7 protein-coding genes are annotated in these 14,227 nt (G+C 67.7%); 5 read left to right on the forward strand and 2 right to left on the reverse strand.

From position 1 onward, the window contains the following. Nucleotides 1-132: 132 nt before the first annotated feature. A complete protein-coding gene (locus G372_RS0101900; RefSeq protein WP_018863038.1) occupies nt 133-1,053 on the reverse strand; it encodes a branched-chain amino acid transaminase in 921 nt (306 codons plus the stop codon). Nucleotides 1,054-1,066: 13 nt separating this feature from the next. Then, the gene (gene glnE, locus G372_RS0101905) at nt 1,067-3,994 is read right to left on the reverse strand and encodes a bifunctional [glutamate--ammonia ligase]-adenylyl-L-tyrosine phosphorylase/[glutamate--ammonia-ligase] adenylyltransferase (RefSeq protein WP_019624870.1); all 2,928 of its coding nucleotides are present in this window, start codon (nt 3,992-3,994) and stop codon (nt 1,067-1,069) included. 147 nt (nt 3,995-4,141) lie between these two features. Between glnE and G372_RS0101910 the strand changes: the two genes are divergently transcribed. From G372_RS0101910 to G372_RS0101930, 5 genes are all read left to right on the forward strand, one after another. After that, the gene (locus G372_RS0101910) at nt 4,142-5,179 is read left to right on the forward strand and encodes a Fe(3+) ABC transporter substrate-binding protein (protein WP_019624869.1); all 1,038 of its coding nucleotides are present in this window, start codon (nt 4,142-4,144) and stop codon (nt 5,177-5,179) included. A 116-nt stretch (nt 5,180-5,295) separates the two neighbouring features. Beyond that, nucleotides 5,296-7,065 (forward strand): ABC transporter permease, encoded by a 1,770-nt coding sequence (locus G372_RS0101915; RefSeq protein ID WP_051080823.1) that lies wholly within the window; start codon nt 5,296-5,298, stop codon nt 7,063-7,065. A 1-nt stretch (nt 7,066) separates the two neighbouring features. Then, nucleotides 7,067-8,182, forward strand: a complete 1,116-nt coding sequence (locus tag G372_RS0101920; protein ID WP_019624867.1) for an ABC transporter ATP-binding protein — start codon at nt 7,067-7,069, stop codon at nt 8,180-8,182. Between the two features lie 111 nt (nt 8,183-8,293). Further along, nucleotides 8,294-10,081, forward strand: a complete 1,788-nt coding sequence (locus G372_RS0101925) for an autotransporter assembly complex protein TamA (RefSeq protein WP_244263179.1) — start codon at nt 8,294-8,296, stop codon at nt 10,079-10,081. Beyond that, nucleotides 10,078-14,226 (forward strand): translocation/assembly module TamB domain-containing protein, encoded by a 4,149-nt coding sequence (locus tag G372_RS0101930; RefSeq protein ID WP_019624865.1) that lies wholly within the window; start codon nt 10,078-10,080, stop codon nt 14,224-14,226. Before G372_RS0101925 ends, G372_RS0101930 begins: the two co-directional genes overlap by 4 nt. Nucleotide 14,227: the final 1 nt, after the last annotated feature.

Genomic DNA, 14,227 nt, shown 5'->3' on the forward strand with positions numbered 1-14,227 from the left:
GGGGTTGGCACCCCAGGTTCCCCGATCCTGCGTTGCGCCGCTTGCGGGTAGAACCACTACCCGCTGCACGACGCGCCTTGTCTCGGAAAACCTGGGGTGCCAACGCGAGCGTGTGCATTAATCAGTGTTTCCCTAGAGGTAGGTCAGCCACCCGTCGTGCTGACGGTCGCGGCCCTGTACGACATCAAAATAGCGCGATTGCAGGCGTTCGGTAATCGGTCCGCGGGTGCCGGAGCCGATCGGGCGATCGTCGACCTCGCGGATCGGGGTCACCTCGGCGGCGGTACCGGTGAAGAAGGCCTCGTCGGCGATGTAGACCTCGTCGCGTGTGATGCGCTTCTCCACTACGCGCAGGCCTTCCTCCTCGGCCAGGGTAATGACCGTGCGGCGGGTGATGCCGTCCAGCGCGGAGGTCAGATCCGGTGTGTAGAGCACACCGTCATGAACCAGGAAGATGTTCTCGCCACTGCCCTCGGCCACGTAGCCCTCGGTGTCCAGCAGCATGGCCTCGTCATAGCCGCAGCGGGTCGCCTCCTGCAGGGCCATCATCGAGTTCATGTAGTTGCCGTTGGCCTTGGCCTTGCACATGGTCACGTTCACGTGGTGCCGGCTGTAGGACGAGGTGCGGATACGGATGCCCTTCTGGAGCCCCTCGTCGCCCAGATAGCTGCCCCAGTGCCAGGCCGCGACCATCGCGTGCACCTTCAGGTTGTCCGCGCGCAGGCCCATGCCCTCGGAACCAAGGAAACACATCGGGCGCAGGTAGGCGCTCTCCAGGCCGTTGTCGCGCACCGAGGCGATCTGCGCATCGTTCAGCTCGTCGGCCGAGTACGGGATGGTCATGCCAAGGATCTTGGCCGAGTTGAACAGGCGCCGGGTATGGTCCTGTAGCCGAAAGATCGCCGGACCGCGTTCGGTCTGGTAGGCGCGCACGCCCTCGAACACGCCCATGCCGTAGTGCAGGGTGTGGGTCAGTACGTGGGTCTGCGCCTCGCGCCAGGGCACCATCTGCCCGTCCAGCCAGATCACCCCGTCGCGGTCGGCCATCGACATGTCTTGTATCCCTCTAGGCGTTCTTGTTGGCGACCGGATCCGGCGCGCCGAACAGGTCATTCCAGGTCTCGATTACGCGGTCCCGCACCGCCAGCAGCTCGTCGTCCGGCTCCTCGACCCGGGCGTCCCGGCCCGCCAGCGTCAGGCGGTGGATGCGGTTGCGCAAATCCCGATAGGCATCCGCCAGCGCCTCGCTCAAGTCCTCGCCGATCACGCCCTCGCGCCCGAGGGTCTCCAGCGTGCGGATCTTGTCCGGCCAGTCACAGACGGCGGGATGGTCGTGGGCGGATACCAAAACCCAGTATTGAACCATGAATTCGATATCAGTGATACCGCCCCGGTCGCGCTTGAGATGGAAGCCCTGGCCCTTTTTCGAGGCATGCTCTGTCAGCATGCGCTGGCGCATCTCGACGACCTCGGCACACAGGGCATCGGCGTCGCGCTTGCGCGTCAGCACCTCGCGGCGCAGGTCATCGAACCGTTCCCCCAGCTCGGCATCGCCGGCGACGAAGCGGGCGCGTACCAGTGCCTGATGCTCCCAGGTCCAGGCGGACTCGTCCTGATAACGGCGGAAGGCCCGAAGCCCGCTGACCAGCAGACCGGACGTGCCGCTCGGGCGCAGCCGCGTATCCACCTCGTACAGCCTGCCGGCGGCGGTAAACGCCCCCAGAAGGTGAACCACACGCTGCGCGACCCGCGCGAAGAATTCGGTGTTGTCGATCGACTTGGGCCCGGCGGTTTGCGCATCCTCGCCCTCGGAGTCATGCAGGAACACGACATCCAGGTCGGAGCCATAGCCCAGCTCAAAGCCGCCCAGCTTGCCGTAACCAATCACCGCGAAACGCGCCGGGCGCATGCCGGCGCCCTCGCCACAGCGCGGCTCACCATGACGTTCGATCAGCTTGTCCCAGGCCAGCTGGAGCACCCGTTCGAGCATCACCTCCGCCAGCCAGGTCAGGTGATCGGAAACCTTCATCAACGGCAGAAACCCCATGATGTCGGCCGCCGCCACGCGCAACGTCTGCACCTGCTTGAACTGGCGCAGGCGATCCAGCATCTGCTCGTGATCCTCGCCCGGGAACTGCGCAAGCTCGGCCTCCAGTTCTTCACGCAGCCCGTCCCGGTCCGGCGGGGCATACAGGGCACGCGGGTCGAGCAGCTCGTCCAGCAGCACGGGGAAGCGCGTCAGCTGCTCGCTGATCCAGGGACTGGCCGCGACCAGCTTGACCAGCTGTGACAGCGCCAGCGGATTCTCGACCAGCAACGACAGATACACCGAGCGCCGGGCGATGGTGCGCACCATCTGCAGGGCGCGGGGCAGCACCGTGTCCGGGGCATCCATCTCGGCCAGGGCCCCAATCAGCAGCGGCATCAGGCGGTCCAGTCGCTGGCGCCCGGTGGTGCTCATCGCACGCACGCCGGGGCTGTCGCGCAGGTCCACCAGCCCTACCAGGGCCGCTCCGGGGTCGTCGAAGCCGAGGGAGGACAGGGCCTCCCGTGCCACGTCATCGTCCAGCGAGCCCTGCCACAGGCGATGCGACTGCTGTTCGCGGTCCGCCTCGGGCGAGCTGTCCATGGACTCGGCGTCGTCACGCTGCGGGGCGGTAAACACCTGCTCGAAGTGCGCATGCACCCGGCGCTGCTCGCGTACCAGTGCCGCCTCGAACGTCACCTCGCTGTCGAATCCGAGTGACAGGGCAAGGCGGGTCCGGTCGCCAGTGGCACGCGGCAGCCGGTGCGTCTGCTGATCATTGAGCATCTGCAGGCGATTCTCGATCCGGCGCAGGAAGCGATAGCCGCGCTCCAGCTGGTCGACCGCGTAGGCCGGCAGCAGCTCGCGCTCGCGCAACACCTCCATCACCCCCAGCAGGTCCCGCCGCTGCAGGGCCTGGTCACGTCCGCCACGAATCAGCTGGAACGACTGAGCAATGAACTCGATCTCGCGGATCCCGCCCTCGCCGTGCTTCACGTCCTCGTAGCGCCCGCGCCGGGCGGACTCGTCGTTGATCATCTGCTTGAGCTCGCGCAGGTTCGCGAGCGTGCCGTAGTCCAGATAGCGGCGGTAGATGAACGGGCGCAGGCGCTTCATCAGCGCATCCCCCGCGGCCGCGTCCCCTGCCAGCGGGCGCGCCTTGATCAGGGCGTAGCGTTCCCATTCGCGGCCATGCGCCTGGTAGTAGTCCTCCATCGCATCGAAGTGCATCACCAGCGGGCCCGAGTCGCCGAACGGGCGCAGGCGCATGTCGACGCGATAGCAAAAGCCATCCGCGGTTACCTCGGACAGCGCCGCGATCAGGGCACGCCCCAGCTTCTGAAAGTAGGCACCGTTGTCCAGCACCCGTTCGCCATCGGTCTCGCCGGACTCGGCGTAGGCGAAGATCAGGTCGATATCGGAGGAGAAGTTGAGCTCGCCCCCGCCGAGCTTTCCCAGCCCCAGCACGACCAGCGACTGCGCTGCGCCGTTGGCTCCCCGCGGCTGCCCGTGGCGGCCCTGGTAGTGACGGTCGAGCCAGTCCAGTGCCCCCTGGATCAGGCCCTGGGCAAGACGGCTGAGGTCGTGCATCACCTCGTCCAGGTCCGCCCGCCCCTCCAGGTCCCGCCAGGCGATGCGGATCATCTCGCGATGGCGGAGCTCGCGCAGCGCCTGCTTCAGTTGCTCTTCGCTGTCGACGTCCTGCAACGCGGTGCTCAGCATCGCGGCAAACGCGTCGTCGTCGCGCTCGGGCACGCGCCCCTCGTCATCCAGGGTATCGAGCAGATAGTCCGGATGCCGCCCCACCGTCTGGGCGAGGTAGTGGCTGAAGGCCAGCGGGCTGGCCGACTGGCCCGACAGGCTGCCGGGCCAGTCGGCCTTTTCGCCAAGGTCCTGCAACAGGTGCTCGACCTCCTCCTCCAGGAAGGGGGGCAGGGCTTCCGGGGTCTCGGGCAGGGGCTTGTCCATGGGCCAAGCTTAGGGAAACAGTGATCAATGTGCATACCGGCCCCGAACGTGACGCAAAGCCCCAAGGCCGCGGCCGGGAATCGTTGACACGGATGCGAACACAAATAACAATCGTTCTCGTCTAATTAATCACATGGAAGATTCAGCATGTCGTTTCGACCCCTTTCCTGGCTGGTGATGGCCGCCGCGGCCGTCGCCGTCTCCATGCCCCTGGTCGGCTGCAGCCCGGCCGACGAAGACGAAGTCAACCTCTACTCGGCGCGGCAGGAAAACCTGATCCAGCCCCTGCTCGAGCAGTTCACCGAGGAGACGGGTATCCAGGTCAATCTGGTGACCGGCAGCGCGGACAGCCTGCTGCAGCGCCTGCGCCACGAGGGGCGCAACTCGCCGGCCGATGTACTGATCACGGCCGACGCCGCCCGCCTGCACCAGGCGAAGCAAACGGGTGTGCTGCAGGCCATCGAATCCGATGTGCTCAACGAGAACATCCCCGAGCGCTACCGCGACCCGGAGGGCGAATGGTACGGCCTGTCGCTGCGCGCGCGCCCGATCCTCTATCACAAGGACCGGGTCGACCCGGAGGACCTGTCCACCTACGGGGCCCTGACCGACGAAAAATGGGAAGACCGCATTTGCGTGCGTTCCTCCGACAACGTCTACAACCAGTCGCTGGTGGCCGCGATGATCGCCACCGAGGGCGCGGAGGCCGCCGAGGCCTGGGCCGAGGGCATCGTGAACAACATGGCACGGCGCCCGCAGGGCGGCGACCGCGACCAGATTCGCGCGGTGGCGGACGGCGTGTGCGATATCGCCATCGCCAACACGTACTATCTTGGCCTGATGCTGGACGGCGACGGCCGCGACCGCGAGGTCGCCGAACAGATTGGCGTCTTCTGGCCCAACCAGGACGACCGCGGCACGCATGTAAATATCAGCGGTGCCGGTGTCACCGCCCACGCCCCGAATCGCGAGAACGCCATCCGGCTGCTCGAGTTTCTGACCTCGCAGGAGGCGCAGCAGTGGTACGCCGAGGCCAACCAGGAATACCCGATCCGGGATGACGTGCCGGCCAGCGAGATCCTGCAGGGCTTTGGCGAGTTCGAATCCGACGACATCGAGCTGCACCTTCTGGGTGACAACAACAGCGAGGCCGTGCGGATCATGGACCGCGTCCGCTGGCGCTGATGCCCTGGATTCACGAGCCCCCGGCCTTGGCCGGGGGCTCGCTGTTTGTGCGAAGCCGGTAGCCAGGGAACGGTCTTGGTGGTATTCGAAACAAGAACCTTTATTATTCGCACTCCATGAGCGCCCAGCCCTCCAACCCAGCCGCGCCCGGTACGCGCACCACTTCCCGGGGCAGGCCGCGACTGTCGTTCAGCCCGTGGTCCGTGGTGGCGATCACGGTGGCGCTGGTACTCGCGCTGCCGGTGCTGGTGATCTTCGGGCATGTATTCATTCCGGCGGGCGAAGTCTGGGAACACCTGCGCCAGACGGTACTGGCCGACTACGTCACCAACTCCCTGGCGCTGGTGGTCGGCGTCGGCATCGGGGTGCTGCTGATCGGCGTCCCGGTCGCCTGGCTGGTCAGCATGTGCGAGTTCCCCGGACGCGGGATCTTCCAGTGGGCGCTGATGCTGCCGCTGGCGATGCCGGCCTACATCATCGCCTACACCTATACCGGCATGCTGGACTTTTCCGGACCGGTGCAGAGCCTGATCCGCGAGCTGACCGGGCTGGGCTACGGGGAGTATTTTTTCCCCGAGATCCGATCGCTCGGTGGGGCGATGGTCATGCTGATGCTGGTGCTCTACCCGTATGTGTACCTGCTCAGCCGCGCGGCCTTTCTGGAGCAGTCGGTGTGTGTTCTGGAGGTCTCGCGCACGCTGGGCCAAGGGCCGTTCGGCGGGTTCCGCCGCGTGGCCCTGCCACTGGCCCGCCCGGCGATCATCGCCGGGCTGACCCTTGCGCTGATGGAGGTGCTCGCGGACTACGGCACGGTCGCCTATTTCGGCATCAGCACCTTTACCACCGGGGTGTTCCGCACCTGGTACGGGCTGGGTGACCCGGCCGCCGCCGCGCAGCTATCGGCGGTACTGCTGACCTTTGTGTTCATCCTCATCGTGCTGGAGCGCTGGTCGCGCGCGAAGGCGCGCTTCCACCACACCAGCCGCCGCTATTCCACCCTGCCGCGCTACCGCCTGCAGGGCTGGAAGGCCGCGGCGGCGTTCACCGCCTGCCTGCTGCCGGTGGTGCTGGGGTTCCTGCTGCCCGCCGCACAACTCTCGATCTGGGCGGTCCAGACCACCGACCACTGGATGAATGCCCGCTTCGCCGAGCTGGTGTTCAACACCTTCTGGCTGGCCGTGGCCGCGGCCGTGATCGCCGTTGTCCTGGCGCTGGTGCTGGCCTATGCCAAACGCATGCAGGGCGGGACCTTTACCAACCTGGCCGTACGCGTGGCGGGCATGGGCTACGCGATCCCCGGCACGGTCATTGCGATTGGCGTGATGATCCCGTTCGCCGCCTTCGACAACGCGCTGGACGGCTTTATGCGCGACACCTTCGGGCTGTCGACCGGGCTGCTGCTGTCCGGCACCGTGTTCGCCCTGCTGTTCGCCTACGCGGTGCGCTTTCTCGCGGTTTCCCTGCAGACCGTGGAGGCGGGCCTCGGCAAGATCCAGCCGAGCATGGACGACGCCGCGCGATCGCTGGGCATGCACCCGCTGCAGACGCTGACTCGCGTGCACCTGCCGATCATGCGCGGCACTCTGCTGACGGCGCTGTTGCTGGTCTTTGTCGATGTGCTCAAGGAACTGCCCGCCACGCTGATCCTGCGCCCGTTCGACTTCAACACCCTTGCGGTGCGTGCCTTCGAACTGGCGAGTGACGAGCGACTGGCCGAATCCTCCAGTGCCGCCCTGGCCATCGTGCTGGTCGGACTGGTTCCCGTTATCCTGCTGTCGATGACCATCGGCCGCTCGCGGCCCGGTCAGGGCGCGCCCAACCAGCGCCCGGACCCCGAGACTGACAAGCCGCAAAAGCCGCTCCCCATGCCCGCCGGTACGACCTGACATGACTCAAGCCGCCATCTCCACCGCCGCGATCCAGGTACCCCATACGCCGTTGCTGGAACTCGACGATATCGACATCGGCTACGACGGCAAGGCCGTGGTGCACGGGGTCTCGCTGGCCCTGCCCGAGGGGCAGATCGGCTGCCTGCTGGGCCCCTCCGGCTGCGGCAAGACCACGCTGCTGCGCGCGATCGCGGGATTCGAACCAGTGATGCGCGGGGCCATCCACCTGGGCGGGCGGGCCGTGAGCGAGCCCGGGCATACGGTGCCCCCGGAGCGCCGTGGCGTCGGCATGGTGTTTCAGGATTTTGCGCTGTTCCCGCACCTCAATGTCGCCGACAACATCGCCTTCGGTATCCGCGACTGGAGCCGCGACGCGCGCACCGATCGCGTCCGGACGCTGCTGAAGCTCGTCGGCCTGACCGGTTACGGCGAGGCCTATCCGCATGCCCTGTCCGGCGGCCAGCAGCAGCGCATCGCACTGGCACGCGCCCTGGCGCCGAAGCCGGCACTCCTGCTGCTGGACGAGCCCTTCTCCAGCATGGACGTAGAGCTGCGCGGCGACCTGGCCCGCGAGGTGCGGCGCATCCTGCGCGCGGAGCACACCACCGCGATCCTCGTGACCCACGACCAGCACGAGGCCTTTGCCTTTGCCGACCGCATCGCGGTGATCCACCAGGGCCGCATTGCCCAGTGGGATACCGCGTACAACCTCTACCACCGCCCGGCCGACCGTTTTGTCGCGGACTTTGTCGGCGAGGGCACACTGATCCCCGGCATGGTCTGCACCGAAGACCGGGTCGACACGGCCTTTGGCGAGATCCAGGGTTCGATGTCCGAACAGCTCCCGCCGGGGACCGCGGTGGACGTGCTGGTACGCCCGGACGATATCGCCATCGACAACGAACAGGGCACGGTGCGCACCGAGATCCTCGACAAGGCCTTCCGCGGGGCCGACTTCCTCTACACCCTGAAGCTCCCCGACGGAATCAACGTGTTGTGCATGGCGCCCAGCCACGACAACTTCGTGATCGGCGAGCATGTGCGCCTGCGCCTGGATTTCACACACCTGGTGGTGTTCTCGCGCGGGAGCGGAGTGGACTGCCCGGGCGCCTGAGCCTGGGGGAGACACGGACGCAGTCGTTGCCGGGAACTCACGTCCGCGGCAAGACACTGATAGGGACATCCCCTTTCCCGAAGCCCTGCGGCTACCCGCTATTATCGATCCATGAGCCTTCTTCCTCGCCCGCATCCGTTTCCCCTGCTGCATGCGCACGCGGCTCGGCGGGCAAGCTGGATCGGGGTGCTCCTGGTGCTGCTGGCGTTTCCCCTGGCGGCCGACGAGGACAATGGCCCGGTACCGGGTCTGGTGCTCCAGGGCGGCACGGAGTTCCAGCGCGAAAACATCCGCAACAGCCTCAACCTGGCGCGCCATCCCTGCGAGCTGCCCGGCTTTCGCGAGCGCCGCCTGCTGCGCGACTCTGAAGAACGCGCGCGCAACGCCCTGCGCGCCGTCGGCCACTACGACGCCGAACTGGACCTGAGTCTGGAGCGCGACGATGCCTGCTGGGACCTGCACCTGAGCTTCGAGCCGGGTCCGCCCACCACGGTCGAGACCATCGATATCCAGGTCACCGGCGAGGGGGTTGGCGATCTCGCCTTCGAGGCCGTGCTCAGCCAGACCGACATCCAGGAGGGCGATGTCCTGCGCCATGACCGCTATGACACCCTGCGCAATCGCATGACGCGGATTGCCGCGGATCGCGGCTATTTCGACGCGGACCTTCACACCCGCCGCCTGGAGGTCGACCGCGAGCACCGCACCGCGACCATCCGCCTGCACATGGACACGGGCGATCGCTACCGCATGGGGCGGGTTACACTGGACCAGGACATCCTGGCGCCGGAATTCGTCGAACGCATGATCCCGTTCGAGGAGGGCGATCCCTACAGCTCCTCGCAGATCATCGCGCTACAGCGGAACCTGAACGACTCGGGGTATTTTTCCGGCGTACGGGTGCGCCCCCTGCGCGACCAGGCGGAGGACCGCCACGTGCCGATCGTGGCCGAGTTCGAGCCCCGCCGGCGGCACAGCTACGAGGCCGGCATCGGCTACTCCACCGATATCGGCCCGCGCCTGCGCTTTCGTTTCGAGAACCGCTATGCCAACAAGCGCGGTCACCGCTATCACGCGGAGCTGGAGGCCTCCCCGGTACGCTCCGGTGTGGGCTTCAACTATGCGATCCCGCTGCGTGACCCGCTGCGCGAGCAGCTGAACCTGTTCACGACCTACCGCACCGAGGACACCGATTCCCAACAGTCGGACCGCTTCCAGATCGGGGCAAACCGCGTGCTGCAGCGAACCGGGGGCTGGCAGACCACCGAGGGCCTGCGCTACGAATACGAGGACTACACCGTCGGCGACGAGACGGATCGCAGCCGCCTGCTGATCCCGTCCTATCGGGTCAGCCGGATGGAAGCGGACGACCCGATGACTCCGCGTCGCGGCTACCGCTTCGACGTCACCGTCCAGGGGGCCCAGGAAGAGCTCCTGTCCAGCACCTCGTTCGCGCAGGTACTGGCCAGCGGCAAGTTCGTGCGCGCGATGGGTCCCGGACGCGTGCTGGCCCGGGCGGATGCCGGGTTTACGGAGGTGGATTCGATCCACGAGCTGCCCAGCTCCCTGCGCTTCTTCGCCGGCGGGGACGCCAGCATCCGTGGCTATGGCTACCAGAAGGTCGGCCCGACCAACGAGGATGGTGACGTGATCGGCGGGCGCCACAAGGTGGTTGGCAGCCTGGAGTACGACATCCCGGTACGCGGCAACTGGAGCGCCGCCGCCTTTGTCGATGCAGGCAACGTCGTCAACGAATGGACCGAGTTCGATCCCGTCTACGGCGTGGGCGTGGGCGTGCGCTGGCGTTCTCCGGTGGGGCCGATCCGCGTCGATATCGCCCACGGCCCGGACTCGGACGACGACTTCCGCATCCACTTCTCCATGGGGCCGGACCTGTGAGGCGTCTGGGCAAGGCACTGCTGTGGCTGATCGGCGGGGTCCTGCTGCTCCTGATCCTCGCGGCGGGATCCGTGATCGCGCTGTTGGCCTCCGAGAGCGGTACGCGCTGGCTGGCCGAACAGGCCGAGCGGCACGCCCCGGTGGATCTGCGCATCGAACGAGTCCAGGGCACGCTGTTCACCGAGCTCGCAATCCACGGTCTCTACCTGTCCCTGCCGGACGGCCCCCGCATCGAACTGGACGAAGGTCGCCTGGGCATCGACGCCCGCGCGGGACTGCGCGGCGAGCTGCGGATCCCGGTCGTTCATGCGACCGGGCTGCTGATCGACCTGCCACCCGAGGCGCTCGATGACGACGAGGAGCCCTTCGAACTGCCCGATGCGATCCGCCTCCCGCTGGCGGTGCAGCTGGAGGATGTCCTGCTGAGCGACCTGCGGGTGTACCGCGAAGGCACGCCCCTGGTCGCCATCACGCAGATCGCAGCCCGGGCGCGGGCCAGTGGTTCCCGAGTCGAACTCCAGCAGCTCGACTTGGACATGCCGGAGATCCGGGCGCAGTTGCAGGCGCGGGTCGAGACCGAAGATGACTACGCGGTGAACGCCGAGGGCACCTGGACCGCGCCCCTGCCGGACGCCGTGGCCGCAGGCCTCGATGCCAGCGAGGCCCAGGGGCGACTGGAGCTGGACGGACACCTGCGAGAACGCCTGCGGCTGCATCATGTCCTGAGCGCTGGGGTGGATCTGACCCTGCAGGCCGAGGTGGTCAATGCGCTGGAGGACCCGCGCTTCGACGCCGAGATCACCTGGGGCCCGTTCGCCTACCGGCTCGCCCCGGACCAGGCCGCGCATGTCGCCACGGGCCGGCTCCATGCCTCCGGCAAACCCGACTCCTGGTCGCTGGGCCTGGATGGCGGCGCCCGGCTGGACGACATGCCAGCAGTCGAACTCGTGCTGCAGGCCCATGGCGACCTGTCCATGGCCGAGATCGAGACACTGCGGCTGGATTCCGAGGCCGGACGGCTGGGGCTCGCCGGTCCCATCCGCTTCGACGAGGCCCTCGACTGGGATCTGCAACTGGCACTCGACGACCTCGACCCCGGCCCCCTGGGTCTGGAACTCGACGCGGGCCTGGAACGGCTGCGGGCCACCCTGCGGGGCCGCCTCCCACTGGACACCGGACAGCCACCGCTCGCGGCACTGGAAGCGACCGTCGACATCGACGAGCTGCGGGGACGCTTCGAGGACCATGTCCTGACCGGGCAGCTGGGCCTGACCCTAGCGGACGGCACGGCCCGCCTGCGCGACAGCGAACTCAAGGTCGACGAAGACGCCCTGACGGCCACCCTGAACGGCCAGGTCGCGGGGCTGGAGGGTGATCTTTCGGACCCGGGGCACGCGCTGGATCTCGCACTGGATCTGGCACTGGAGGCCCCGGATCTCGCCCGCCTGCATGAGGAGCTGGAGGGCCACCTGGAACAGCTACGGCTGGCCGCCAGCGGTCACTTCGCCCCCGCCTCGGGACAGCTTCGGGCCCAGTTGAGACTGGACCCCCTGCGGGCCGAAAGCCATGGCATCGCCGTGACCGGCGACGGACGCATGGACCTGACCGAGACCGGAGCCCGGATCGATCGCCTGCGCCTGGCGATGGACGACGGCGGGAGTCTGGACCTGGCGGGGGACGTGGGCTGGGCCGAGGGTCTCGACTGGGACCTCGCGCTGCAGGCCGAGGCGCTGGACCCGGCCATCATCACACCCGAGGCGCCGGGGCATCTGGATCTCGCACTCACCACGCGCGGCCGGCAGGCCGAGGACGGCGTACTGCATCTGCAGGCCGAACTGGAACACCTGTCCGGTACCCTGCGCGAGCAGCCAGTCGAAGGGCGCGGCCGGGCCGAGCTGGAAGGCGACGCCCTGACCGTGGAACAACTGGAGCTGGCACTCGGCGCCAACACCCTGAGCGCTCAGGGCCACTGGACCGACGCGCTGGATTTCCGCCTGCGGGTGGATGCCCCGGAACTGCAGCAGCTATGGCCCGACCTCGCGGGACGCCTGAACCTGGATGCACACGTAACCGGATCGCCGGACGCGCCTCGGGTGGCCGCCGAGGGCGACGGTGCCGGACTTCGGCTGGGGGACATCGCGCTGGGCCGGCTGGACCTGAGCGCCGAGGCCGGGCTGGCCGAGGATGCCCCCGCCCGGCTGGATCTGCGGCTCGAGGATCTGGAGCCGGCCACAGGGGTTCACCTGGCCAGCCTGCGCCTGGGTGGCACGGGGACCATCGACGATCATCGCCTGGAGCTCGACGTGGACGGGCAGGAACTGGGTACGCTGGCACTGGCGCTGGCCGGCGGCTTCGATCTCGAGACCACGCACTGGAGCGGCCAACTGACCCGACTGGACCTGACGCAGCCCCAGGCCGGCGACTGGTCACTGCCCGCCCCGGTCGCTCTGGAAGGGGGCCCGGAGTCCGCCCGCCTGGAGCGCCTGTGCCTGACCCGGGAAGGCGGGCGCGTGTGCGCGGACGGGCGCTGGGAGGCGGCGACTGGCGGCAACTTCAGTGCCTTGATGCAGGACCTCGAGCTTGGCTGGCTGGACCCCCTGCTGCCACCCGAGCTGGGCATCGAGGGCCAGATCAATGCCGAGGCCAGCGGCCGTCTGGATGACCGGGGCCGCATCGAGGCCGATCTGGCCGTGCGCCCGACAGATGGGCGCCTGATGGTGCGCGACGAGGATGGCGAACTGCAGGATGTGCCCTATCGCGATGCCCATCTCGACGCGCGCGTACGCGACCGTGACGTGGATGTCGATTTTCGGCTCGGCTTTCTCGACGGCGGTATCGCACGGGCGGCGCTGGAACTGCGTCCGGATGGCGACGACATGCGGATCGACGGCGACTTCGAGGCGCGCCTGGATGACCTGTCCTGGATCGCGGCGGCAAGCCCCGACATCCAGCGCCTGCGCGGCGTGCTCGATACCCGGCTGACCTTCGGTGGGCACCTGGACGCCCCGCTGGTCGAGGGCGCCGTGCGCTTTAGTGACGGGGGTGTCCTGATCCCGGAGGCCGGGATCGACATCCTGATCCCCCAGATGACCGCCAACGTCGTCTCCGCGGAGGAGATGACCCTGGACGGACGGCTCGAATCGGGCGATGGCGCGATCGATCTGACGGGTCGCGTAGACCTGGGCGGGGACGGCCCGCGCGCGGAGATGCAGATTCGTGGCGAAGACTTCCTCGCCGTGAACCGCGTCGATGCGGAAGCCACCATCACCCCCGACCTGGAACTGGTATTCATTCCCGAGGATGGCATCCGTGTGCGCGGCGAGGTGCTGCTGCCGTGGGCTCGACTCCGTCCGCCGGATCTCCCCCCGGGCGCGATCCGGGTATCCGGTGACGAGATCATCCTCGGCGAGGAACTGGAAGAGGCGCAGGCCCTGAAGACGGATATCCGCATCCGCATCCGTCTGGGCGATGACGTGCGCTTTGACGGTCACGGGCTCACCGCCCGCTTTGCCGGCGAGGTGGACGTGGAGGAGATCGCCGGGCACCCGACCCAGCTGTTTGGCGAGATCCGCATCCCCGAGGGCCGCTTCGATGCCTACGGCCAGGACCTGCGGGTGGACCGGGGGGTGCTGCTGTTCCAGGGTCCCGCGGAAACACCGGAACTGGACCTGCGCGCCGTGCGTACGGTGCGCGAATACAACGTCACCGTCGGGCTCGAGATCGGCGGCACCCCGGACAACCTGCGTTCCAGGGTGTTTTCGGACCCGGCAATGGACGAGACCGAGGCCATGGCGTTCCTGCTGACGGGGCGGCCCCTGTCAGGTGCAACGGAGTCGGACGGCAACCTGATCGCTTCCGCGGCGGCGGCCTACGGCCTGGAGCAGGGTGCACTGATCACCCAGCGGATCGGGACCGAACTGGGGCTGGACGAGGTGGCCATCGATACAGAGGGCGGCATTGAGGAGACCGCCCTGACCCTGGGGCTGTACCTGTCCCCGCGCCTGTTGCTGCGCTACTCGGTCGGCCTGTTCGACAACACCTCACGCGTACTGCTCAGCTATGAGCTCAGCCGACGTCTGACGCTGGAGACCTCCTCCGGAACCACCGAGCAGACCGTGGACCTGATCTACCGGATCGAGCGCTGAG

The organism is Thioalkalivibrio thiocyanoxidans ARh2, from assembly GCF_000385215.1.
Taxonomy (GTDB): Bacteria; Pseudomonadota; Gammaproteobacteria; order Ectothiorhodospirales; family Ectothiorhodospiraceae; genus Thioalkalivibrio; species Thioalkalivibrio thiocyanoxidans.